Origin of the sequence: Snodgrassella sp. CFCC 13594 (assembly GCF_001590725.1) — a bacterium.
GTDB lineage: Bacteria > Pseudomonadota > Gammaproteobacteria > Burkholderiales > Neisseriaceae > Snodgrassella.
In genome coordinates, this window is sequence record NZ_LQXR01000002.1 from 129,406 (window position 1) to 152,678 (window position 23,273).

A 23,273-nucleotide genomic window follows, 5' to 3' on the forward strand; every position below is an offset into this window, starting at 1 on the left:
TTGAATTTATAGATAAATAGCATAGTCGGCGCCTTTCAGGCAGCCTGGCTATGCTCACTCAGAATGGATGGATGATGTACGAATTTAGCTCAGCACAGCAGTGGAAAGCATTGAAATGGTTGTCGTTTTGGCACATTGTCGTGATTGCCACCAGTAATTATTTGGTGCAATTCCCTTTTGAATTAATGGGGTTGCACAATACTTGGGGTGCATTTACATTCCCTTTTATTTTTCTCACCACCGATTTGACGGTGCGTATTTTTGGCGCTCGTTTGGCCCGGCGCATTATTTTTTGGGTGATGTGGCCCGCTTTGATATTGTCGTATGTGGTGTCTGTGTTGTTTCAGCAAGGCGCTTGGACCGGCTGGGTAGCCTTGGGCCAATTTGATGTATTTGTGGGGCGCATTGCTTTGGCGAGCTTTACTGCCTATGTGGTTGGCCAGCTGATGGATATTGTAGTGTTTAACCGCTTAAGGCAACGGCGGATTTGGTGGCTGGCACCCAGCGCTTCAACTGTATTTGGTAGCGCCATGGATACCTTGGTCTTTTTCTCGGTGGCCTTCTACATGAGCCCGATGCATTTATGGCAGCCCATTGGCCGCAAATTGCGTTGATGGATTATGCCTTTAAAATTACCATTTCGGCGTTATTTTTCTTACCAATTTATGGCGTTTTACTGAGCTACCTCAGCCGTAAGTTGACCACATTGCATCAGTTAAATACAAAACCTGTGGTGTCCGAAACGCATTAAACCATCGCATTAATGAGTCTCACAGCCCTTGTTTAGGCGTCTAAACAAGGGCTTTTATTTGGCTTGTTTGTCTTGGGCAATGGTTTTGATGATGATCAATTTTTGACCGCTAATTGACTGGGGTTTGATTTAATCTCATGAACTTGTGTTTATTTAAGGTATTATTAACAAGCTAAATAGTGCAAAGATTAGGCCAAGGATGGCATTGTTATTCTTTATTAATAAGCTTTCCTTGGCTTCTTTGTTTTGATGATTTTGTCGGATATTAATATGTTTTTATTAACAAAAATAAAATCGAACATCGCTTATCAAATTTTGCTGGCCTTGATTTTGGGTGTTTTGTTTGGACTCTATTTGCATCACGTGAACGCCACTCCCACTCATTGGCTGCATGATTCTTACAAAGGCCTCATCGTCAATATTTTGAAACCTATGGGCGATATTTTCATCAAGCTGATTAAGATGATTGTGATTCCCATCGTGCTCTCCACCCTGATTGTGGGCATTGCCAATATGGAAAGCGCCAAAAAATTAGGCACTCTAGGTGGGAAAACCATTTTGTATTTTGAAGTGGTGACCACCTTGGCCATCGTTATCGGCATTGTGATGGCCAATGTGTTCCAACCTGGGACCGGTATTGACACGTCAACCCTACACATGAGTGATACCAAAGCCTTAACCTCATTTCAAGCCACGTCTTCGGAGCTAGCGGATAAGCCCCACGGTCTGGTCGTGATGATATTGGATATGATTCCTTCCAATATCGTGGCGTCCATGGCGCAAGCAGAGATGCTGCCCGTGATTTTCTTTTCGGTTTTGTTTGGCGTCTCTTTGCTGCATTTGCCGAAAGAAACCAAAGAACCGTTACTCAATGTGTTTAAGGGTATTTCGGATACCATGTTTCGCCTAACCAGTACCATTATGCACTATGCCCCCATCGGCGTTTTTGGGTTAATTTCAGTCACCATTGCCCAATTTGGCTTTGCCGCCTTATTGCCGTTGGCGAAATTGGTGATTATTGTGTATGCAGCCATGGCGTTGTTTATTTTGGTGGTGCTTGGGCTGATTGCACGTCTCTCGGGGCTCAGCCTATTTAAACTTTTGTACATCATCAAGGATGAATTGTTGCTGGCATTCTCTACGGCCAGTTCAGAAGCGGTACTGCCCAAAATCATGCAAAAAATGGAAGCATATGGTGTGCCCAAATCAATTACGGGCTTTGTGATTCCCACTGGCTATTCGTTTAATTTAGATGGCTCAACGCTATACCAAAGTATTGCGGTGATTTTCATTGCGCAGCTCAATGGTATTGATTTGTCGCTGATTGAAGAAATTTCCATGGTAATCACGTTGATGCTGGCATCCAAGGGGATTGCAGGCGTGCCTGGGGTGTCTTTTGTGGTGCTGACCACAGTATTAACGGCAATGGGCCTGCCCGTTGAATCTTTGGCCTTTATTTTGGGCGTGGATCGTATATTGGATATGGGCCGTACAGTGGTGAATGTGGTGGGCAATTCTCTGGCAAGTTTAATTATTGCCAAATGGGAAAACAAATACGATGAAAAGAAAGCCGATTTGTACTATGCCGAAGTGAAAAACAGCTGATTTCGGATGATGTTTCTTCTGCCGCCTTGATTCAATCAGGCGGCATTTTTCTTTTACGGTAGCCTAGATTGCTCATCTCGATAGCAGTTGTATAGGTGAGCGTGATGAAGTGCCTTACTGTGTGGCGTAAGAGCGTCAATATGGCTTACTCGGCGATAAGCAATCACTGCAATCGTTTTGCGCTGATCGGTGTAGGCTTGATACAAGCCATGGGGTCCGGTTACCCACCGGCTGTTGTTAAAATAATAGCGCGTGTTTGCCGCCTGCACCCTTACGTAAAAAAGGCTGCCTGAATGTTTTCAGGCAGCCTTGATCAAGTGAAGATACGCTTACAGGACTTCAATCAAACCAGCGGCACCCATGCCAGTTCCGATACACATGGTGACCATGGCATAGCCAGTTTTGCCTTGGTTGCGTAGGCCATGGATGGCCGTAGCGGCGCGGATGGCACCTGTGGCACCCAGCGGATGGCCCAAAGCAATCGCGCCGCCATTGGGGTTCACGATGCTGGTGTCTAAATCCAAATCGCGGATGACAGCCAAAGCCTGTGCGGCAAATGCCTCATTGAGCTCAATCCATTGTACATCGGCCAAAGTTTTACCACTGGATTTGAGTACAGCCGGAATCGCTTCTTTCGGACCTATGCCCATGATTTCTGGCGGCACGCCGCGTACGGCAAAACCATCATAGCGCGCAATTGGCGTCATGTTGTAGCGCTTGAGGACCGCTTCACTCACCACCAACAATGCACCGGCGCCATCCGACATTTGTGAGCTATTGCCAGCCGTCACGCTGCCTTTGGCGGCAAAAACCGTACGCAGTTTGGCCAATCCTGCCAATGATGTATCGGCGCGGGGGCCTTCATCGGTATCGCACAATTTGCGTATCACGCTCAGCTCGCGGCTGGCTAAATCGGCACTGCGGTACACTGCCTCAATGGGGCTGATTTCGGCCTTAAATCTGCCTTTCGCAATCGCATCCAAGGCGCGACGGTGGCTTTCTAGCGCGAAAATATCTTGGTCTTCGCGGCTCACACCCCATTGTTCGGCTACTTTTTCTGCGGTCAGACCCATGCCGTAGGCAATAGCGTAGTTTTCATCTTTCTCAAAAATGCTGGGGTTGAGGGAAACTTTATTCCCCATCATGGGCACCATGGACATGGATTCGCTGCCTGCCGCAATGGTGATTTCTGCTTCACCGGTGCGCACGCGATCGGCGGCAATTTGCAAGGCGTTGATGCCAGAAGAACAATAGCGGTTGATGGTGATGCCAGCCACGGTATTGGGTAAGCCAGCGAGCAATACGCCGATGCGGGCCATGTTCAGACCTTGTTCCGCTTCGGGGAAGGCGCAGCCCACCACGACATCGTTGATTTCGTGTAAATCGAATTCCGGCACTTGGGCAATGACACTTTTGATCACATGTGCCAGCAAATCATCAGGCGGGTGGTGCGCAACATGCCGCGCGGGGCTTTGCCAACCGGTGTGCGGGTAGCAGCTACAATATAAGCATCTCGAAATTGCGTCATTTTCTTCTCCATTGATTCTGGTGTGGCTGCCTGAAAACGGGGGATTAAAAGGTTTCAGGCAGCCTAATTGGGTGATTGGGTTAGTTGCGCAAGGGCTTGCCGGTGGACAGCATGTTTTCAATGCGCTCCAGCGTTTTTTCCTGCTGCAATAGGCCCACAAATACTTGGCGCTCCAAGTCCAGAATCCATTGTTCGTCGACAATAGTGCCTTCATCGACATCACCGCCGGTCATCACCCAAGCAATTTTGCTGCCGATATAGAAGTCATAATCGCTGATGAAGCCCCCTTCTTTCATGTTGACCAACTGGCCCATGATGGAAGCAGCGCCCGCACGGCCTGCAACTTTAAAGGTTTTGGGTGTTTCAGGGCGCCAGCCTGCATCAGCCAATGCCCGCGCTTCACTCAAGGCTACATACAATAATTCATAGGCATTGAATACCACCACTGCGTCGGCGGTGAGGTGGCCCGTTTCTTTGGCTTCCAATGCGCTGGTGGCCACTTTGGCCATCGCCACGTTCATGTAGCGATCTTTCAATGCCGCCAAAATATCGCCTTGGCTGGCTTGTGCCGCGCGCAGGGCGAATTCTTTGCTGCCGCCGCCGGCCGGGATCAGGCCCACGCCCACTTCTACCAAGCCAATGTAGCTTTCCAAGGCTGCCACTACTTTATTGCTGTGCATCACAAATTCACAGCCGCCACCAAATGCAAAGCCCTGCACTGCAGAAATGGTGGGAATCTGGCTGTAGCGCAGGCGCATGGCGGTATCTTGGAATTGTTTGATCATTGCCTCAATTGCCACCATGTCACCCGTGGCAAAGGCCGGCATCATGGATTTTAAATCGGCACCCACCGAGAAAGGCGCATCCGGCGCCCAAATCACCAAGGCGTCAAAGCGTTCTTCGGCAATATCAATGGCTTGATTGAGGCCATCCAAAACGGCTTTACTGACTGCGCGCATTTTATTGCGGTTTTCCACCACCAAAACTTTGCCATCCAGTGTAAAGGCACGAATGACTTCGGTTTCAAAAATGGTTTCACCCAAAATTTTGTCGCTTTCGCCCAAAAGTTTGGCTGGCGCATATTGGCGTTGGTAAACGTCCAATGAAGAGCGTGGATCGAATTGACCTGTTTTAAAATTCAGGCTGCCTGAATCTTGGTGGAATGCGTCAATATTTTTCAGCCAAGTCGGCAGCGGTGCAGTGCTCATGGCTTTACCTGCAGCGATGTCTTCTTCTATCCATGCGGCCACTTGCTGTATGCCCGCCGCTTGCCATGTTTCCAGTGGGCCCAAATCCCAACCAAAACCCCAACGGATGGCGAAATCAACATCACGGGCGTTTTGCGCAATGGTTTCTGCTTGTACGGCGATGTAATGGAATACATCGCGGAAGCTGGCCCACAAGAATTGGGCTTGGGGGTTGTGGCTGGCGCGCAAGGCGGCGAGTTTTTTACCCCAGTTTTTTTCTTTCAGAATCTCAGTGACTTCAGCATCGGCGCGTTGATTGGATGGCACATAATCCATGTGCTCCGGATCAAACATCATGATGCGCTTGCCTTCTTTTTTGAAAATACCAGCTTTGGTTTTGGCGCCCAATGCACCTTGTTCGATCAGGGTATGTAGCCACTGAGGCAAAGTGAAATGCGCATGCCATGGGTCATTGGGTAAATTGGTGTCCATGGTTTTGGCCACATGAGCGAACGTATCCAAGCCCACCACATCGGCGGTACGGAATGTGGCTGATTTAGGACGACCTAAGCGTTTGCCCGTTAAGTCATCGACCACATCGAAGCGCAAGTCAAATTGCTTGGCGTTGTAAATGGTGGCGAGCATGGAGAATACGCCAATGCGATTGGCCACGAAATTAGGCGTATCTTTGGCGCGCACCACGCCTTTGCCCAAGGTGGATACCAGAAAACGCTCTAAGTTATCCAAATATTGATTTTCAGTAGCGGCACAAGGAATCAACTCCACCAAATGCATGTAGCGCGGCGGGTTGAAAAAATGTACGCCGCAGAAGCGATGCTTTAATTCTGCCGGGAATACCCCGCCCAGCGTTTCAATAGACAAGCCTGAAGTATTGGTGGCGAAAATGGTTTGGGCGCCTAAATGAGGCGCCACTTTGGCATACAGCGATTCTTTGATGTCCAATCGCTCGGCCACAGCCTCAATGACCAAGTCACAATTTTGCAGTTTGTCTAAATCGTCTTCGTAATTGGCTGCCTGAATATAATCCAGCGTGTCTTTGCAGGCCAAAGGCGCGGGCTTCTGTTTTTTCAATGCCGCTAAGGCTTCTGTACGATGGCATTTTTGGGGCCTTCTTTGGCCGGCAAATCGAACAGGACGGTGGGTACTTTGGCGTTGGCCAGATGAGCTGCGATTTGCGCACCCATCACCCCTGCGCCCAATACGGCAACTTTACGTACCACAAATTTCTCTTGTGACATGGTGACCTCTTTTTCTTCGGTTAAATACAAACCGCGTGTCAGGCAGCCTCAATGTCTGCTACCTGAAAGCGCGGTTTACGCGGGTTAAAACTTATAGGTGTATTGCACACCCAAAATTTGGGCATGACTCTTAAATTCGGTGCTGCCATTGGTGCGGCTGGAGACGCAAGCAACCGAACCTTCGCCACTGGATGTGCCGCCGCACCAGCCGTTTACATTGGCTTTGGCGCCTTGGATGTAAATATAGCTATAGGCCACATTCAGGGTATTTTGTTTGTTGATATCGTATTTGGCACCCAATGAATACCAAATGCGGTTGGCGTCAGGCAGCGTGCTCATTCGGAAATTGCTGCTACGCACCGGCGATTGGTCGTAGGACACACCAAAACGCAGTTGCAATGGGTCGTTGACTTGGTAAGAAGCGCCCACGCCCACGCGCCAAGTATTACGCCAGTTTGGGTTGAGGATGGTGGTGTCGCTGGTGGTGGTGCCCCCATTTTGGGGATCCGCTACCAGTTTTTCATGTTCAAATTGCAAATAAGCCTTGTTGAAACGAGAGTGACGAGTCCACGTTAAATCGCCAAATACATTCCATTTGGGGTTGATTTTCCACATGCCGTGCACGGACAGGCTTTCCGGTGTGGTAATTTTTACTTTTGCGTCTTCTTTTGCTACGTAGCCGTTACTGCGGATGCCTTGAGTGGCAATTTGACCCAAAGCGGGATCACTGAAAATATCACCACTCAATTTCCATTCGGCATCGCCTTTTAAAGTATGGTCTACTTTCGAGCGGTAATTCACACCCACGCGGAACGAATCATTGATGTCCCACAGCCATGCCAAATTATAACCAAAGCCCCAATCGCCACCGGTAACATCTGCATAGCCATCTGCTTTGCCATTACCAAATTGGCTCATCATGCCTGCGGCTTGTGTGGCCAATCCTTTGTATTTTACGGCTTCAGCAGCAGCGGCTTGGGCAGCGGCACCATATTGAGCTGCTGCTGCGGTGTTGCCAGCCGCAGCAGCGGCTTGAGCGGCGGCTTGGGCTTGTTGAGCGGCGGTGGCGTATTGTTGTGCCGCACCCGCTGCTTTTTGTGCGCTTTGAGCGGCACTGGCTTGGAGCGCGGAGCCGAAATTAGCAAATTGGCGCAAGTGCGCCTTGGTGTGTTGCGCCACCAACCTACGGCAACAGAATGATGATCATTGATTTTGTATGCCAGTGTGGGTTGGATGGCGATGGTTTCCAAGCCCAAGCGGTTGAGGTTGTAACGCAACACGGAATCCTTGTCATAATCCGTGCCTGAACCAAAAGGGACGTAAATGCCCAAACCGAAAGTCAATTGATCGTTGATTTTATGCGAAGCATAGGCATGCGGGGCGATGACGATGTCGTCAGAAATTTTACCTGAAGTACTGCCTTCCACTGGCTGCTGCTGCCCGTTAGTCAACACGCTGGCGGGGTATTGGGCTTCGGCATTTTTGTATTTCACACTGGGGGCCACCACATTGAGGTTGATGGTGGCTTGGGTGCCATCCAGCTTGGTTAAACCGGCTGGGTTGTAAAACAACGTAGACGGATCAGCGGCTTCCGCGGCCGAAGAATTGGCAGTGGATTGGCTGCTAACCGATTGTGTCCCGAAATGATAACCGGATGCCCAAGCGCCTTGCGCCCAGAATGCCGTGCCTATCAGTAAAGTGGTGGCTTTGATTACAGTCAGTGGTGTTTTTGTCATTATGGTTTCTCCAAGAAACAAGGTGTGTCAGTAGATGCAAACAAAAAAATCAACAGGTTTAATTGCGTGTTGAGTTTTCATTCTATACCGAAACAGGTCTTGTATATCTACTCTAATTCTCACAATTATTAACACGTCAAGGCTTTATTTATTGTGCATTGCAGCACTTATTGTTTACATAAATTTGATTATTTTCTCGTTAATAATCTCATTCGGACGGTGCTTTTTTATTGACTACATCTCAATTAACTTATTCAGGCAGCCTAAGTGTAGCCTGCTAGGCTGCCTGAATGGGGTTAAAACACGTGCCGTTGCAGCAAGTTTGGATCGAAATCGTGCAATTGCATGTCAAAATCATCCACCATGATGACATCACGCTTGAGCTTGCGAGCCCGAGTGATGGCATCAAAATCGTCTTGGCTAATGATGTTTTTAGACAACGCTTCTTGCAATTGGTCGGCAGGTGAGATGGCGCTGAATTCGGCATTGCGTGCCATATGGCGCAGTTTTTTCTCCAGTGCCTCTGTGGCCAATACGGCGGCATGTGCCGGTGCCAATACGCCAATCGGTTCGTTTTCATCTTGCGGAATATACATATTGGCGGCCAAGCGGCTTAGGGTTTCGTCACCTTGCATCATGGCCTTGGCCACTTTTGTACCGACTTTATCTGAGGGTGGTGCAATACGCAGTCCGGTGGGCAAGATTAAAATTCTCAATAGCCAAGCCAGCGGGCGAGCGGGTAGGTTTTTGAGTACCCCATCCATTGCTGTTTGGGCATCAAACAGTGCTTGTTGGGCGGCATATTGCATCAGGGGCTCATCGGCTTTGGTGGCACCTTCTTTCTCAAAACGTTTCACCACCGCGCTGCAAATGAAGAGCTGCGATAGCACATCTCCCAGTCGAGCCGATAATTTTTCTTTAAACTTCAAGGAGCCGCCTAAGCTAAACATAGACATGTCTGCCAATAGCGCGAAATTGGCTGCCACTCGGTTCATTTGTTTGTAATAGCGTGCGCTAACGCCCGATTTGGGGCTGTGGCTAAAGGCGCCGTTGGTCAACCCCAGCCAGAAGCTACGGAAAATATTGGTGAGAATGAAGTGGCCATGAGCACTGAATGCCTGATCAAATGCCACACCATCATTACTCATGGCGGCTTGCATTTCTTTCAATACAAAAGGATGGCAACGAATCGCGCCTTGGCCAAAGATCATCATGCTGCGCGTGAGGATATTGGCCCCTTCCACCGTAATGGCAATCGGAATGGAAGAATAGCCGTTGGCCAGATAATTGCGAGGTCCCCATACCACGGTTCGCCCCCCATGGATATCCATGGCATCGTTAATGGTTTTGCGATAACGCTCGGTATTGTGGTATTTCAAGATGGCTGAAATCACACTGGGTTTTTCGCCCAAGTCTAATGCCGTTAAGGCCAAATCTTGGCTGGCTTCCATTTGATAGGTATATGCACCTATGCGAGCCAGAGCCTCATCGACCCCTTCAAACTTGCCAATTGGGAGGCCAAATTGGTCGCGGATGCGGGCATATAGGCTGGTGGTGTAGCTGGCAACTTTGCCTGCCGCCACAGAGTTGGCGGGCAGCGAAATGCAACGACCCACCGATAAGCATTCAATCAGCATTTGCCAGCCTTTGCCTGCATAGGCAACCCCGCCAATAATGTAATCTAAGGGAATGAAAACATCTTTGCCCCAGGTCGGGCCATTCATGAACACTGAGCCAGAAGGATAGTGGCGACGACCGATCTCAACACCGGCCACATTGGTGGGCACCAGCGCGCAAGTAATGCCAATATCTTTGGTGTCGCCGAGCAAACCGTCGGGGTCATACATTTTGAATGCTAAGCCCAATACGGTGGCGATGGGTGCCAAGGTAATCCAGCGTTTTTCCCAAGATAGGCGAATGCCAAGGATGTCTTTGTGCGCCTCACCCGTAATGGGATCCGTAAAGTCGCCCTTGCAAACCACACCGAAATCTGGGATGCCGCCGGCATCTGAGCCAGCATGCGGGCTGGTTAAGGCAAAACAAGGAATATCAATGCCCTTGGCCAGACGCGGTAAATAATAGTCTTTCTGTGCTTCAGTGCCATAGTGTTGCAGTAGTTCGCCTGGGCCCAATGAATTGGGCACCATGACAGTTACCGCCGCGCTACCGCAGCGGGTGCCGATTTTCATGACCACTTTGGCATGGGCATAATTGGAGAAATCCAAACCGCCATATTGCTTTTTAATGATCATGCCTAAGAAACCATGATCTTTGATGAATTGCCAAGCTTCTGGTGGCAAATCTTTGCGGTTGTGGGTGATGTCCCAGTCATCCAGCATGGCGCATAGTTCTTCTACCGGGCCATCAATAAAAGCCTGTTCGGTTTCATTTAACGTTGGATCAGGATAGTTGAGTAATTTGCTGAAATTGGGTTTGCCTGAAAATAATTCACCATCCCACCATACTGTGCCAGCATTGATGGCAGCCTGTTCAGTGTCCGACATGGGCGGCGTCACCTTTTTGAATACCCCAAAAATGGGCGCGGTCATCAGCGACGTACGGGGGAGAAGCAGCTCAATACCGCAATGACGGCCACCACAATGGCGCCTACCCACCACCAATCTGCCTGCCCCAGCGCCAAGCCGGCGATGGCAGCGATGGCCAATATCCAACCATTGGCTCGCCAATAAGCGGCAATGCCCAATAGCACCAGCATTAAAAGAATACTCAACATTTCTGCCTCTCTTTATCAAGGTTTGTTATGTGTAAAAATGTTTTACTGCCATTATGCCGGGGCTGTTAACCCGGCGACCACAAACGGTTTTACATAGCGGGCCACTTGCTGCGGATCCTTGGCATTGACTGCCGCTCCTGGCGCCAGCGCTTTCACCACATCATTGCCGGCAAAAGCGTTAAACAAAGTACTTAAAGCCAAATGCATGCGCCACCGCACGGTTTCGGCAGGTAAATTTGGAAGACTGTGTGCAAAGGCTGCCTGAAGCTGTTCTGCCAATTCACCATGCTCGGTAATCAGACGGTCACGAAACGGTTTATATTCATCCAACATCAAGCGTGAAACCAACTTCGATAGAGCCGCTGCATGGCGCTCTTGAATCAAATCAAAACAAGCGTGCACAAAGGCATCCACCACGTCCTCTGCTTGCAGCGCACCACTGTGGGCTTTGGCCTGATGCAATCCATCTAAAACCGACTTCACAAAAGGGGCGATACGGCGATTCAGTACCGCCACAAATAAGGCTTCTTTACTGCCGAAGTGATAATGAACCGCCGCCACATTGGCTTCTGCATCACGCGTGATTTGGCGCAACGATGAGGCGAAAAAGCCGTGTACCGCAAAATGCTCTTCGGCCGCGTGTAATAAGCGGTCTATGGTTTGAGTGTCTTGGACGGCAGAGGAGGACATGCGGTATCCGATTAAAACAAGTGTTTGAAACATACGTTTTAAAAATAGCTTTGTCAAACACAAAGAATTGATTTCCAGAAAATTTTTTAAAGTAATTTCTCTAGAATTTTGCAGTAAAAGTGCTGAAAAACCTTCAGGCAACATGGTTGAAGCATGGTTTTTTATGCTGCGCCTGCGTACACTGTGGCCCATCATCTGTTCGGGATAGTGACATGTTAAAACGCTTGTTGGCGGTATGGCCGCTGTGGATACTGTGGCTTGATCTGCTGTATGGCTTTTTTTTGAATATGGGCAAAAGTTTGTCTATGGGGCGTGCGATTTCGCCCAAAAGTGGGCTACCGCTTTCTCCCGATATTGCGTTTAGTTGGCTACAGGTGTTGGCCAATGGGGGCATGATTGTGGCGATTTCGTTTGGCTTTTTAACAGTGTTGCAATTGAGTCGGGCGATTCAAGAAAACACCGCTTGGGCATTTTCGCCCGGTAGGCTGGTAGGCTTGGTGGCGGTGTTGGCGTTCAGTTTGCCTGCATGGTGGCAATGGGGCTGGGCCTTGTGGGATTTGCTGCATGGTCACTGGGTAGTGGATATCCATAATATCCGTTATCTGGTTGTTGCCCTGTTGATGCCTTACCCTGCTTGGTTAACCATAAAATTATTGTGTCGTAACTACACCAGAACCAAACCGCAATCGTCCGAGCCGGTAATCGCGTCTGAAGAGGTGAATCGAGTTGAATAAAAGTTCAATGATGTCTGTGCTTAGACAATGGTAGCGCGCTTGGATCACATTCTTTAACGCAAGGCTGCAAAGCATTGATGTGGGTGAGTGAGTAGGTAGCCCAGCTAAATAATCATGGGCATGACTGAGGCAATGTTGTTTATGCTGCTGGCAGCAAGCGGTTGATCAGGTTGTGGCGGGTGAGCGTGAACTGTCGGCAGCAAACGAGTTGATTGTCATTGAAGCATTGCTCGTGTGGAGGTTGCACGCTATTTTGTTTTCAGGCAGCCTTGATAATAAAGGGTACTGGGTGTTATTCAATGCTGCCGCAAATGGGGCAATGGGTTTGGGCCGTGATGCGTAAACGTTGCCATTGGAATGTGCGGGCATCAAAACAATGCAAATAGCTGCTGCTATCTTGGTTGAGATTGGCCAATAATTTGAGTGCTTCGTTGGCTTGTGCGGCGCCCATGATGCCCAAAAGAGGCGCGAATACACCATTTTTGGCGCAACTGGCGTCGCTGTCGTCAAAATCGCCATCAAACAAGCATTGATAGCAGGGGCCATGCCCTTGGCGAAAGTCATATACCGCCAGCTGTCCTGCAAATACCAGCGCTGAAGCGGAAACCAGCGGTTTGCGCGCAGCAAAGCAGCAGCGATTGATGAGTTGCCGCGTGGCGTAGTTGTCTGTGCAATCCAGCACCACATCAACTAAAGGCAATTGTGTGGCGAGAAAAGATTCATCGGCACGTTGGATGTGGCTGCTGATCTGGGTGTCGGGGTTGTGTTGGCGCAATCGCAGGCTTAATGCTTGCGCTTTGGGTTGGTTTATGTCGGTTGCTGTGAACCAAAATTGCCGCTGCAAATTGCTTGCATCCACGGTGTCGTCATCGACCAGGGTAATGTGTCCAACACCGCTGCTGACCAGGTAGGCTAAGGCCGGATGTGCCAGCCCGCCACAACCGACTACCAGCACCCGCCCCGATAAAATGGCTTGCTGGCCAGCCATATCGATGTCATCAAGTAAAATGTGGCGGCTGTAACGCAGAAGTTGGGTATCGTTAATCATGGCAAAAACACCAAGTTGACAAAGCAGGGTCGCTGACCCAATGAGGAATTCGGTGTACGATTATACCCCTTTGCCCAGGTCTTGCCGGGCTGCCTGAACACCTTGGCTGGATTATGACCCATCCTATTCGCCCCAGTGGCTTTTTTTTACATCGCTTACGCGCGCACTTACAGCGTGGCGGCTTGGTTGCCTATCCCACGGAAGGCAGCTATGGATTAGGCTGTTTGCCTCAGCAGGCGATGGGCTTGCGTCGCGTCATTGCGGTTAAAAAACGGCCTCAATACAAAGGGTTGATTGTGATCGGTGCGCATTGGGACCAGCTGGCGCCGCTTTTACAGCCGCAGCTGGCCCATGAGCGAATGGCTTTGATGGCGCAATGGCCTGCACCGAAAACCTTGCTGTTGCCGGTTCGGGATTGCGTATTGCCATTGCTGCGGGGTCGTGCGCGGACCACGTTGGCGGTGCGGGTGCCTGGGTTTGAGCCGGCTCGATTTTTGTGTCAGGTCATGGGGTCTGCCTTGGTGTCGACCTCGTGCAATCGCGCAGGAAAACGCCCTTGCCGCAGTGAACGTGAAGTGTGCCGTCAATTTGGCCGTCAAGTGATGGTGGTTGGCGGGCGTACCGGCGGGCGCAAACAGCCCAGCCAAATTATTGATTGGGCCAGTGGCAAGCGTTTACGCTGAGACACAATCTGTGCCAATAATTCTGGTGGTGGGTCGGGCGTATATTCTTTAATTGAGGCTGCCTGAAAAAATCCGGCATGACCTGATTTTTCATAAGGGGAAGTATGATTTATCGATTCATGCGCATCATTGTGGGCTTGGGTTGCAGTTTGGCTTTGGGCGCTTGCCAGCCACAGCAACAGACTCATTCTGCTGCGGCTGAAAAAAGCCATACCAAACCGGCTTCTAAGACATTGGCTGTTGAGGGTACTGATGTGCGCGATGCTGGTTTGGGCGGGCACGATTTTACGTTGCTGGGCCCAGATGGTCAGCCGATACATTTGAGCCAATTTAAAGGCAAAGTGGTGGCGTTGGTATTTGGATATACCCATTGTCCCGACGTCTGTCCCACCAATTTATTGGCTTATGCCGATGCGTTGGGGCAACTGGGCCCACGTGCCCAAGATGTGCAAGTATTGTTTGTGACGGTGGACCCAGAGCGCGATACCATCAAAGTAATGAAGCGATATGCGCCTGCTTTTCATCCTACTTTTATCGGGTTGACGGTGGATCGCCTGCACCAGGCTGATTTAGACAAGGTGATGCAGCAATATAAAGTGGTGTCGCGCAAAGTGGCCAGCGATGTGCCAGGGCAGTATATGGTGGACCACAGCACGGGAACTTATTTGATTGACCGCAATGGACAGACAGCAGTGTATGAGCCGCATAGCCAAACAGCCACGCAATTGGCCCATGACATCAAAATCCTGTTAGATTAAAATAAACTTTTATTGAATTGTTTTCACCACTTTATTAGCGACCAACTGCAGCAAATCGCAGTTATTTTCAGGCAGCCTTGTCCGTTGTCTGATTGTCGAACACACAAGGCTGCTTGAACCCATTATGACCAAACAATTAACCATTGCTTTATCCAAAGGGCGTATTTTTGAAGAGACTTTGCCGCTGCTTTCTGCCGCTGGTATTGAGGCAGCAGAAAACCCGGAAGAATCGCGCAAGCTAATTATCGGCACCAATCATGACAACATTCGGTTGGTGATTGTGCGGGCAACCGATGTGCCCACTTACGTACAATATGGTGCGGCTGATTTTGGTATTGCTGGTAAAGATGTGCTGATTGAGCACGGTGGCGACGGTTTATACCAGCCGCTGGATTTGAAAATTGCCAAATGTCGGATGATGGTGGCCGTACGCAAGGGCTTTGATTATGCTGCGGCAGTCAAACCTGGTAGCCGTTTGCGCGTGGCCAGCAAATACCCTAACATCGCTGCCGAACATTTTGCCAGCAAAGGGGTACACATTGATTTGATTAAGCTTTACGGTTCTATGGAATTGGCACCTTTAGTTGGTTTGTCGGATGCAATTGTGGATTTGGTGTCCACCGGCAACACTTTAAAGGCCAATAATTTGGAAGCGGTAGAGCACATTGCCGACATCTCCAGCCGTTTGGTGGTCAACAAAGCCGCTCTAAAATTGAAATACGATACCATTCAGCCCATTATTGATGTTTTTGCCGAAGCCACGGCCCAATCTGCATCTTAGGCTATATAGGAAGACACTTATGAGCACTGAAAACTCCGCTAAACTGGCTGTTCTCATCGATGCTGACAATGCATCTGCCGATATTGTTGATGTGTTATTGGAAGAAATCGCCAAATATGGCATTGCCAGTGTCAAGCGCATTTACGGCGACTGGAGCAGTGGCTTGAAAAAATGGAAAGACGCCTTGTTGCCGCATGCCATTACACCTGTACAGCAATTTGCCTACACCAAAGGCAAAAATGCCACCGATATGGCTATGGTGATCGATGCCATGGATTTGCTCTACAGCAATACTTTTGATGGTTTCTGCATCGTTTCCAGCGACAGCGATTTTACCCGATTGGCCAGTCGCATTCGTGAAAACGGGTTAACCGTTTATGGCTTTGGCCAGAAAAAAACCCCAGAAGCATTTCGCAAAGCTTGCGACAAATTTATTTACACTGAAAATCTATTGCGTCATGCTGCTGCGGAAGTGGAAGACACCAATAAAATTCAGGCAGCCGATAAGCCAAAACGCAAATCACCACAAGAATTGAAGCAAGATTCGGGTTTGATGAACTTGATTCGCAATGCGGTGAAAGAGCATGCCGATGATGATGGCTGGGCTTCATTGGGCGTGGTGGGGCAATACATCAATAAAGTGAATTCGGATTTTGATGCCCGCAATTGGGGGTATGCCAAATTATCCAGCTTGATACGCGCCATTGATTTATTTGAAACGCAGATCAAGGGGAACCATTTGTGGCTGCGCACCAAAAAACGCAACAATAGCAACAATGTGCCATTGGTGAAAACGGAAACGCGCACCAATAATGGCAATAATATGCCCAACATCCATGCGCAGGCAGGCAATGACAAGGCTGCTGTACGCTCAACGCCGACCGTGTTTGGGGCCCATCCCGAATCAAAAACAGCGCATAAAGTCAGCAATAATTATGGCAGCAATGCCGCACCCAAACGCGGTCGCGGCCGCCCACCCAAAAATACCTATCCCGCCGCAGCAGCCGAGCAGACTGTCAACCAAAATAATCCGCCTGATTTTTCTGCCAATAGCCATACGTTCAAGCAATTGATTCCTTTGGTGCAGCAAGCCATTGCTAAAAGTGCCGATGCCGATGGTTGGGCAACCGTAACGCAGGTAACCAAGCAATTGTTGGTGATTGATTCAGATTTCATTCCTCAAGAATATGGGTTTGATACCATCAAGCAAGCCATTGGGGCGATCTATCAGGATTGGGTTGAAACCAAAAAAGTGGGGCGAGGGGAACGTGTTCGCATTAATAAGCGCTATGGTTCGGCCAATAGCGTAGCTAGCACGCCGACTGGTGAACAGCCACCACTGAAGGTGGTGATTCCAGCCCTGAGGGATGACAACGATGTATTGGCGCCCTCGCAAAACCCTGCCGACAAGCGCAATAATAAACTGGAATAAGTGAGGCCGTTGGGCCGATAGGAACACAGTGATGAAATACTTGAATACGCAGGATGCCGATTTTAAGGCGCAACTGAAGGCGCTACAGGCATTTGAAACTGCGCAAGATCCTAAGGTGGATGCCACCGTGGCGACGATTTGTGCGGATGTGCAGCAGCGAGGCGATGCTGCGGTGGTGGAATACACCAATCGTTTTGACCACACCTGTGCGCACAGCATGGCTGATTTAACCTTGAGTCAGCAGGATTTGGCGCAAGCATTTTTGCGGTTGCCTGAATCGGTGCGTACCGCACTGACCACCGCTGCTCAGCGTATTGAGTCCTATCATCAGCATCAAAAGCAAGCATCTTGGTCATATCGGGATGAAGATGGTACCTTGCTTGGGCAACAGATCAGCGCGCTGGATCGAGTGGGCATTTATGTACCGGGAGGCAAAGCGGCCTACCCCAGTTCGGTCATGATGAATGCGATGCCTGCGCATGTGGCGGGTGTGCCGGAAATTATCATGGTGGTGCCTACGCCCGGCGGTGAGCGCAATGATATTGTGCTAGCGGCAGCCTATGTCGCTGGTGTCACCCAAGTGTTTACTATTGGTGGTGCGCAAGCGGTAGCGGCGCTGGCTTATGGTACTGAAACCATTACCCAAGTGGACAAGATCACAGGCCCTGGTAACGCTTATGTGGCGGCAGCCAAACGGCGGGTATTTGGGGTGGTGGGTATCGATATGGTAGCAGGCCCCAGCGAAATCTTGGTCGTAGCGGATGGATCCACACCTGCCCATTGGGTGGCAATGGATTTATTCAGTCAAGCCGAACATGATGAAATTGCCCAAGCCATTTTGATTACCACTTCGGCGGACTATGCATTGCAGGTTGAAGCCGAAATGAACAATATCATGCCCACGATGCCGCGGCGCGCCATTATTGAGGCATCACTCAATAATCGAGGTGCGGTGATTTTGGCGCGAGATTTGGATGAGGCTTGTGAAATCGCCAATTATTTGGCGCCTGAACACCTGGAACTGTCGGTGACGCAACCCGAATTATGGGCACCTAAAATTCGCCATGCAGGGGCTATTTTTATGGGGCGCTACACCAGTGAAAGCCTTGGTGATTATTGTGCTGGCCCCAATCATGTTTTGCCGACCAGCCGCACCGCTCGATTTGCTTCGCCGCTAGGGGTGTATGATTTCCAAAAACGCAGTAGTCTGATTCAAGTATCTGCTGATGGTGCGCAAAAATTGGGGGAGATTGCCAGTGTACTGGCACATGGCGAAGGTTTAATTGCCCATGCTCGTGCCGCAGAATTGCGCTTGAAACAGTCGTAAAACCAGCCATGGAACAATACCGCCCATGTCCCGCACATGGGCGGTATTGTTTTCAGGCAGCATGATCTGTGGATAAAATAGTGGATAAATACGGAATAACTAGAAAAATTATTTAAAAACAATATAATAAACAAAAACGGCCAGTTGATAAAATTTATTTAAATGTAATAAAAACAGCGTTCTAGGTTTTATTTCAGGCAGCCTGTCGAGCGGTTAGGTAGAAACACTGTTGCCACACTAAATCTGGGATAATGACCACAACACACCCACCATCAAAGATAAGGAAATCAATATGACTTGGACTGCCGCCGATAGTGCCAGCCTGTATGGCGTCAATCATTGGGGGGATGGTTATTTTTTTGTGAATGACGAGGCGAAGTCATGGTGCGGCCCAATGCCCAATCGGATACCGCTGTCAGCCTAGTAGGCTGGTGGATGATTTGCAAAACCGTGGCCAAGATTTGCCGATGTTGTTTCGTTTCCCTGATATTCTGCAAGATCGGGTTGCTAAGTTGTGTCGAGCTTTTAACCGTTCTATCCACAAAAACGATTACGCAGGCCGTTACACCGCCATTTACCCAATTAAGGTGAATCAGCAAGAAAGTGTGGTCAAAAACATCATTGTTCCCAAAAATGATGAAGTTTCTATTGGTTTGGAAGCAGGTTCTAAGCCTGAACTGATGATTGTGTTGGCATTTGCCCCTAAGGGCGGCACCATTGTTTGCAATGGTTATAAAGATCGCGAGTTCATCCGTTTGGCGCTGATGGGACAGAGATTGGGTCACGAGGTATTTATCGTGATTGAAAAAGAAGCCGAGGTTGATTATGTGATTGCTGAGTCACAGAGTTTGGGTGTCACTGCCAATATTGGTTTGCGTGTGCGTCTTTCGTCGCTGGCATCCAGTAAATGGGCAGACACCGGTGGTGATAAAGGTAAATTTGGTCTTTCTGCCGCACAATTGATGTCGGCGGTGAATAAGCTTACTGCCGCTGGGCTGGGCGATAAGGTGCGGCTGATGCACTTTCACATGGGCTCACAAATTGCCAATATCAGCGATTACCGCAGCGGCTTCAAAGAAGCCGTGCGCTACTTTGCTGAACTGCGTGCTATGGGGTTAAACATTGACCATGTTGATGTGGGTGGCGGCTTAGGGGTGGATTACGATGGGACCCATTCACGTAATGCCAGTTCAATTAACTACGACATGGGTGAATATTCGCATGTAATCGTGTCTATGTTGGCTGAATATTGCAATGAAAACAGCATTCCGCATCCTCATATTTTTTCGGAATCGGGCCGCGCCATGACCGCGCATCACGCGGTTTTGGTTATGAACGTGACTGATGTGGAGCGTTTGCCTGACAGTGTGCCACCCATTGTGGATGAGGACGCACTGAGTTTTGCGACCAAAAAGTTATTGGAAAAATTGAATGTCACCGACAGTGATCAAGTTACCGAAACTTATTACCGCATCAGCCATTATTTGGCAGAGGTCACAGAAAACTACATCGAGGGTAAAGTGCCTTTAGCAGAAAAAGCCTTGGCCGAGCAGTTGTATGCGGTGTTGTGCCGGCGCTTGAAAAAGCAACTACAAGCCAGTCAACGCAGCCAACGGCAGGTATTTGATGAACTGACCGATCGATTGGCGGATAAATATTTCTGTAATTTTTCTGTGTTCCAAAGCTTGCCGGATGCATGGGCCATTGGTCAGGTTTTGCCCATCATGCCGATACACCGCCTACACGAACAGCCCACACGGCGCGCCGTATTGCAAGATTTGACGTGTGACTCGGATGGTAAGGTGCGTGCTTATGTGGATCAGCAGAGCATTGAATCCAGTATGCCCATCCATGCATTGAAAGAACATCAGGCTTATTTGCTGGGGGTGTTTATGGTAGGGGCCTATCAGGAGATATTGGGCGACATGCACAATCTTTTTGGTGATACCGACTCGGTGAATGTTTGGGTGCATGATGATGGGCGCGTGGAATATACGGGCATGGAAGAACACGATACCATTGAAGATATGCTGCGGTATGTGCACTTAGCACCAGATGAGGTGCTCAATAAATTTGAAGAAAAGGCCCGTTTTGCAAAGCTCGATGCGACCAACCGTAAGGTGTATTTTGCTGAATTTTGCCGCGGCCTCAAGCAATCATCTTATCTCAGTGTGAATGAAAATGAATAATCAGGCTGCCTGAAAGCTTGAATATAGGGAAAACGAGTCATGAATGAATTGGATATGTCTGCGCAGCGTGCTGCGACCCAAGCGATGTTGGATGAGGCTGATTTGTTGTTTGGCCGAACCGAGTGTGAAGCTGCTTTGCAGCGGGTAGGTGCAGACATCACGGCGGCCTTGGGTGACAAATACCCGCTGGTGCTGCCGGTGATGGGCGGTGCGGTGGTGTTTACCGGTAAACTGCTGCCTTTGTTGCGCTTTCCTCTGGATTTTGATTATGTGCATGTGTCGCGGTATGGCGATAAGCTTCAGGGCGGTCAATTTAAATGGCTGCGGGCGCCACAAAATGAAGTGGCAGGGCGGCATGTGTTGATTTTGGATGATATTTTGGATGAAGGCCATACCATGGCGGCCATCCAGCAGCAGGTGCTGTCTATGGGCGCCGCCAGTTGTTTGACTGCGGTATTTGCCAATAAGCTCATTGGTAAGCCCAAACCCATTACGGCTGATTTTGTGGGCTTGGATGTGCCCAATCGCTATGTTTTTGGGTATGGCATGGATGCCGAAAACAAATGGCGTAATTTGGATGAGATTTACGCGCTCTCAGGTCATTAATTCAGGGATACACATTAGGCCGCCTTGTTGCGATTGGCGGCTGAGTGGATGATGGATGGGCAATTGAAAATCAACTGCCGCGCAAACCACTAAGTGGTTAACGGAATTTCTTATGATTTTCGTCGCGGATGACACCCAATTTCTGACCTTCTGCTTTCGCTTGCGCCAATTGGCCGGCCGCCGCCAATGCGTTCACTTTGTCGATTTGTTTAATCAACGCATCCATGCCTGCGCGGTAGTCGCGCATAGGGGCGCTGTTGGCTGGCTGGTTATCCAAGCGATTGGGAGTGCTTTTTTTGGCATCTATCGCTGCTGCTTTCATCGCATTTAAGGCTTGTATCGCTGCTGTTGGTGTTTGCGCGGTATTGAATGCATGGTATTTGACGGTCAGCGTCGTCATGTTTTCATCTAGGTCGGCGGCAGAGGCTGTCGAAAGCCCGGTTAAGGCCAGCGTTAGGCTGAGTAATAAAGGTTTGGCAATATTTTTGGTGTTCATGGCGTGTTCCTATGGGTTGAATGTCTATTTTTATGTTTAGGCAGCTGTGTGCGAATCAGCTTGCTTAAAAAATGATCGCATCGAGCCAGTTGGGCCAATTCAATATACTCATCGGCTTTGTGTGCCTGGTTGATGCTGCCCGGTCCACAAATAATGGTGTGTATGCCGGCTGCCTGAAATTGGCCGCCTTCGGTGGCATACGCTACTTTGCTTAGCTGACTATTATCCACCAGTTGGGCAATGAGTGCTTGCAGTAGGGCGTTGTCGGCACCATCCAATGCGGGCACATTCTCTCGCTGGAAAAAATCAATGTGGCAATGGGGGTCGGTGGCCTGCATGGCGGGTTCGAGTACATTGCGAATGTAGGCGCGAATTGGCTCCGCCACATCGGCAGGACTCATGTGCGGTAGATTGCGGTAATCAAATTCAAAAGTGCAATGATTGGGAATGATGTTGAGCGCAGTACCGCCTTGTATTACGCCGGTAGATAATGTTGAGAAAGGAACATCAAAAGCCTGATCCAGATCGGCGCGCTGTTGTAATTTTCCTGCCAATTGGTTGATGTAGACGATCAATTTGGCCGCATATTCAATGGCGTTGACCCCCTGTGGCGTCAATGATGAATGGGCACTTTTGCCATGTACTTCGCAACAAAAGGTGTGTATGCCTTTGTGTGCTACCACCATGCGCATATTGGTGGGCTCACCCACGATGCAGTGTTGCGGGTTGAGGCCGCGCCGAGCCAGCTCAGCCAGCATAACTGGCGCACCCAAGCAGCCGATTTCTTCGTCATAGGACAAGGCGATGTGCAAAGGTTTTTTGAGTGCGGCTGACTGCATTTGTGGCAATGCTGCCAACACCGCTGCAATAAAACCTTTCATGTCGCAGCTACCGCGGCCATAAAGGCGACCTTCATGTATGTTGGCAACAAACGGTTCAGACGACCAACTTTGGCCATCTACCGGTACCACATCGGTATGACCGGAAAAGACAATGCCGTCATGAACTGAGCCATCTGCGGCCGGAATGGTCACAAATAAATTGGCTTTGTTGCCGATGTCGTTGTGGGCCAGCCAAGGATCAAGTCCGGCTTGACATAAGTAATCGGCAATGTGGTGAATGAGTTGTAGGTTGCTACTTCGGCTGGTGGTGTCAAAACCAATTAAGGTCTTAAGCCAGTTGATGGTATCCATGTGTGCATCCGCTTGATTTTTCGCCAAGATAGCACAAATTATCGGTTATACGCAGCGCTTGCGTTTACAATATGGCCCTCAACGGGTGGAAAGAATGCCATGAAACAAGCTTTTTATTTGGATGGTCACGAGTATGTGGCTTTGTGCGATTTGCTGAAGTTGGCAGGTGTCGTTGACAGTGGCGGGCGTGCAAAGCATGTGATTGGTGATGGCGCGGTCAGTCGCAATGGTGTGGTGGAAACACGTAAAACCGCCAAAATTCATGCAGGCGAAATCATTGCCTTGGGTGACGTGATCATCGAGGTGTGTTCAGGCAGCCATGAGTGAAATATCTTTGCTGCCTGAACCGATCCCGCCCGAAGATTGGGAGTGTTGCGGCAGCGATTGCGGAGATGCGTGTGTGTGGGAATTGTATTACCGAGAAAAAGCGGCCTATGATGCCCAACAGCGCCACTTGGCTGAAGTATCTTCTATGCAAACACCGATCGATTCCGCTCATCGCATTTCCAAACTTGATTCTGATAAATAAGGCCGGC

18 protein-coding genes and 4 pseudogenes are annotated in these 23,273 nt (G+C 49.5%); 12 read left to right on the forward strand and 10 right to left on the reverse strand.

Annotated features, from left to right (window positions below):
* Positions 1-74 precede the first annotated feature (74 nt).
* Positions 75-751: pseudogene (locus tag A2F46_RS02285) on the forward strand (7-cyano-7-deazaguanine/7-aminomethyl-7-deazaguanine transporter).
* Between the two features lie 270 nt (positions 752-1,021).
* The gene (gene gltP, locus A2F46_RS02290) at positions 1,022-2,356 is read left to right on the forward strand and encodes a glutamate/aspartate:proton symporter GltP (protein WP_066566462.1); all 1,335 of its coding nucleotides are present in this window, start codon (positions 1,022-1,024) and stop codon (positions 2,354-2,356) included.
* A 329-nt stretch (positions 2,357-2,685) separates the two neighbouring features.
* Here the strand turns inward: gltP and A2F46_RS02295 are convergent.
* The 7 genes and pseudogenes from A2F46_RS02295 to A2F46_RS02315 form a co-directional block, all read right to left on the reverse strand.
* Positions 2,686-3,884 (reverse strand): annotated as a pseudogene (locus A2F46_RS02295) (acetyl-CoA C-acyltransferase).
* 80 nt (positions 3,885-3,964) lie between these two features.
* Positions 3,965-6,163, reverse strand: a complete 2,199-nt coding sequence (locus tag A2F46_RS02300; protein WP_369796296.1) for a 3-hydroxyacyl-CoA dehydrogenase/enoyl-CoA hydratase family protein — start codon at positions 6,161-6,163, stop codon at positions 3,965-3,967.
* Positions 6,164-6,168: 5 nt separating this feature from the next.
* Positions 6,169-6,330, reverse strand: a complete 162-nt coding sequence (locus A2F46_RS13390) for a 3-hydroxyacyl-CoA dehydrogenase NAD-binding domain-containing protein (RefSeq protein WP_369796297.1) — start codon at positions 6,328-6,330, stop codon at positions 6,169-6,171.
* 84 nt (positions 6,331-6,414) lie between these two features.
* A pseudogene (locus tag A2F46_RS02305) lies at positions 6,415-8,066 on the reverse strand (OmpP1/FadL family transporter).
* 296 nt (positions 8,067-8,362) lie between these two features.
* Entirely contained in the window at positions 8,363-10,570 is a 2,208-nt protein-coding gene (locus A2F46_RS02310) for an acyl-CoA dehydrogenase (protein ID WP_231867683.1), read from the reverse strand.
* Between the two features lie 44 nt (positions 10,571-10,614).
* A complete protein-coding gene (locus A2F46_RS12870; protein ID WP_231867684.1) occupies positions 10,615-10,800 on the reverse strand; it encodes a hypothetical protein in 186 nt (61 codons plus the stop codon).
* A 51-nt stretch (positions 10,801-10,851) separates the two neighbouring features.
* Positions 10,852-11,490, reverse strand: coding sequence for a TetR/AcrR family transcriptional regulator (locus tag A2F46_RS02315; protein WP_197457528.1), 639 nt, complete (start codon positions 11,488-11,490; stop codon positions 10,852-10,854).
* A 212-nt stretch (positions 11,491-11,702) separates the two neighbouring features.
* Between A2F46_RS02315 and A2F46_RS02320 the strand changes: the two genes are divergently transcribed.
* A complete protein-coding gene (locus tag A2F46_RS02320) occupies positions 11,703-12,224 on the forward strand; it encodes a hypothetical protein (protein WP_066566096.1) in 522 nt (173 codons plus the stop codon).
* A 292-nt stretch (positions 12,225-12,516) separates the two neighbouring features.
* On the opposite strand, the gene A2F46_RS02325 is transcribed toward A2F46_RS02320, so the two are convergent.
* Complete coding sequence (locus A2F46_RS02325; RefSeq protein ID WP_197457529.1) at positions 12,517-13,272, reverse strand: HesA/MoeB/ThiF family protein; 756 nt, start codon at positions 13,270-13,272, stop codon at positions 12,517-12,519.
* Between the two features lie 113 nt (positions 13,273-13,385).
* Here A2F46_RS02325 and A2F46_RS02330 point away from each other — a divergent pair, with 113 nt between their 5' ends.
* From A2F46_RS02330 to A2F46_RS02360, 7 genes and pseudogenes are all read left to right on the forward strand, one after another.
* Positions 13,386-13,955 carry an L-threonylcarbamoyladenylate synthase gene (locus A2F46_RS02330; RefSeq protein WP_066566099.1) on the forward strand — a complete coding sequence of 190 codons (570 nt, stop codon included), beginning with the start codon at positions 13,386-13,388 and terminating at the stop codon, positions 13,953-13,955.
* Positions 13,956-14,059: 104 nt separating this feature from the next.
* Entirely contained in the window at positions 14,060-14,713 is a 654-nt protein-coding gene (locus A2F46_RS02335; RefSeq protein ID WP_066566101.1) for an SCO family protein, read from the forward strand.
* Between the two features lie 124 nt (positions 14,714-14,837).
* Positions 14,838-15,494 carry an ATP phosphoribosyltransferase gene (gene hisG, locus A2F46_RS02340; RefSeq protein WP_066566103.1) on the forward strand — a complete coding sequence of 219 codons (657 nt, stop codon included), beginning with the start codon at positions 14,838-14,840 and terminating at the stop codon, positions 15,492-15,494.
* Positions 15,495-15,513: 19 nt separating this feature from the next.
* Positions 15,514-16,926: an NYN domain-containing protein gene (locus A2F46_RS02345; RefSeq protein ID WP_082783543.1), complete on the forward strand. Its 1,413-nt coding sequence runs from the start codon at positions 15,514-15,516 to the stop codon at positions 16,924-16,926.
* A gap of 31 nt (positions 16,927-16,957) precedes the next feature.
* Positions 16,958-18,253: a histidinol dehydrogenase gene (hisD, locus tag A2F46_RS02350; protein ID WP_066566105.1), complete on the forward strand. Its 1,296-nt coding sequence runs from the start codon at positions 16,958-16,960 to the stop codon at positions 18,251-18,253.
* A 292-nt stretch (positions 18,254-18,545) separates the two neighbouring features.
* Positions 18,546-20,442: pseudogene (gene speA / locus A2F46_RS02355) on the forward strand (arginine decarboxylase).
* A 39-nt stretch (positions 20,443-20,481) separates the two neighbouring features.
* Positions 20,482-21,048 (forward strand): hypoxanthine-guanine phosphoribosyltransferase, encoded by a 567-nt coding sequence (locus tag A2F46_RS02360; protein ID WP_066566108.1) that lies wholly within the window; start codon positions 20,482-20,484, stop codon positions 21,046-21,048.
* Positions 21,049-21,145: 97 nt separating this feature from the next.
* Here A2F46_RS02360 and cybC read toward each other — a convergent pair whose 3' ends face one another.
* A complete protein-coding gene (gene cybC / locus A2F46_RS02365) occupies positions 21,146-21,544 on the reverse strand; it encodes a cytochrome b562 (protein WP_066566110.1) in 399 nt (132 codons plus the stop codon).
* Entirely contained in the window at positions 21,541-22,737 is a 1,197-nt protein-coding gene (argE, locus tag A2F46_RS02370) for an acetylornithine deacetylase (protein ID WP_066566113.1), read from the reverse strand. Before argE ends, cybC begins: the two co-directional genes overlap by 4 nt.
* A 99-nt stretch (positions 22,738-22,836) precedes the next feature.
* Between argE and A2F46_RS02375 the strand changes: the two genes are divergently transcribed.
* Both A2F46_RS02375 and A2F46_RS02380 read left to right on the forward strand, forming a co-directional pair.
* Positions 22,837-23,064, forward strand: a complete 228-nt coding sequence (locus tag A2F46_RS02375; RefSeq protein WP_066566116.1) for an RNA-binding S4 domain-containing protein — start codon at positions 22,837-22,839, stop codon at positions 23,062-23,064.
* Positions 23,057-23,266 carry an oxidoreductase-like domain-containing protein gene (locus tag A2F46_RS02380; protein ID WP_066566119.1) on the forward strand — a complete coding sequence of 70 codons (210 nt, stop codon included), beginning with the start codon at positions 23,057-23,059 and terminating at the stop codon, positions 23,264-23,266. Before A2F46_RS02375 ends, A2F46_RS02380 begins: the two co-directional genes overlap by 8 nt.
* The last annotated feature ends 7 nt before the right edge of the window (positions 23,267-23,273 follow it).

Excerpts from the sequence above, each read along its gene's own strand:
- A2F46_RS02325 (WP_197457529.1), bottom strand. The coding sequence starts at position 13,272 with ATGATTAACGATACCCAACTTCTGCGTTACAGCCGCCACATTTTACTT.
- A2F46_RS02315 (WP_197457528.1), bottom strand. The coding sequence starts at position 11,490 with ATGTCCTCCTCTGCCGTCCAAGACACTCAAACCATAGACCGCTTATTA.
- hisD (WP_066566105.1), top strand. The coding sequence starts at position 16,958 with ATGAAATACTTGAATACGCAGGATGCCGATTTTAAGGCGCAACTGAAG.
- A2F46_RS02375 (WP_066566116.1), top strand. The coding sequence starts at position 22,837 with ATGAAACAAGCTTTTTATTTGGATGGTCACGAGTATGTGGCTTTGTGC.
- A2F46_RS02310 (WP_231867683.1), bottom strand. The coding sequence starts at position 10,570 with ATGTCGGACACTGAACAGGCTGCCATCAATGCTGGCACAGTATGGTGG.
- gltP (WP_066566462.1), top strand. The coding sequence starts at position 1,022 with ATGTTTTTATTAACAAAAATAAAATCGAACATCGCTTATCAAATTTTG.
- A2F46_RS02360 (WP_066566108.1), top strand. The coding sequence starts at position 20,482 with ATGAATGAATTGGATATGTCTGCGCAGCGTGCTGCGACCCAAGCGATG.
- A2F46_RS12870 (WP_231867684.1), bottom strand. The coding sequence starts at position 10,800 with ATGTTGAGTATTCTTTTAATGCTGGTGCTATTGGGCATTGCCGCTTAT.
- cybC (WP_066566110.1), bottom strand. The coding sequence starts at position 21,544 with ATGAACACCAAAAATATTGCCAAACCTTTATTACTCAGCCTAACGCTG.
- A2F46_RS02335 (WP_066566101.1), top strand. The coding sequence starts at position 14,060 with ATGATTTATCGATTCATGCGCATCATTGTGGGCTTGGGTTGCAGTTTG.
- A2F46_RS02380 (WP_066566119.1), top strand. The coding sequence starts at position 23,057 with ATGAGTGAAATATCTTTGCTGCCTGAACCGATCCCGCCCGAAGATTGG.
- A2F46_RS02330 (WP_066566099.1), top strand. The coding sequence starts at position 13,386 with ATGACCCATCCTATTCGCCCCAGTGGCTTTTTTTTACATCGCTTACGC.
- A2F46_RS02320 (WP_066566096.1), top strand. The coding sequence starts at position 11,703 with ATGTTAAAACGCTTGTTGGCGGTATGGCCGCTGTGGATACTGTGGCTT.
- hisG (WP_066566103.1), top strand. The coding sequence starts at position 14,838 with ATGACCAAACAATTAACCATTGCTTTATCCAAAGGGCGTATTTTTGAA.
- A2F46_RS02345 (WP_082783543.1), top strand. The coding sequence starts at position 15,514 with ATGAGCACTGAAAACTCCGCTAAACTGGCTGTTCTCATCGATGCTGAC.
- argE (WP_066566113.1), bottom strand. The coding sequence starts at position 22,737 with ATGGATACCATCAACTGGCTTAAGACCTTAATTGGTTTTGACACCACC.
- A2F46_RS13390 (WP_369796297.1), bottom strand. The coding sequence starts at position 6,330 with ATGTCACAAGAGAAATTTGTGGTACGTAAAGTTGCCGTATTGGGCGCA.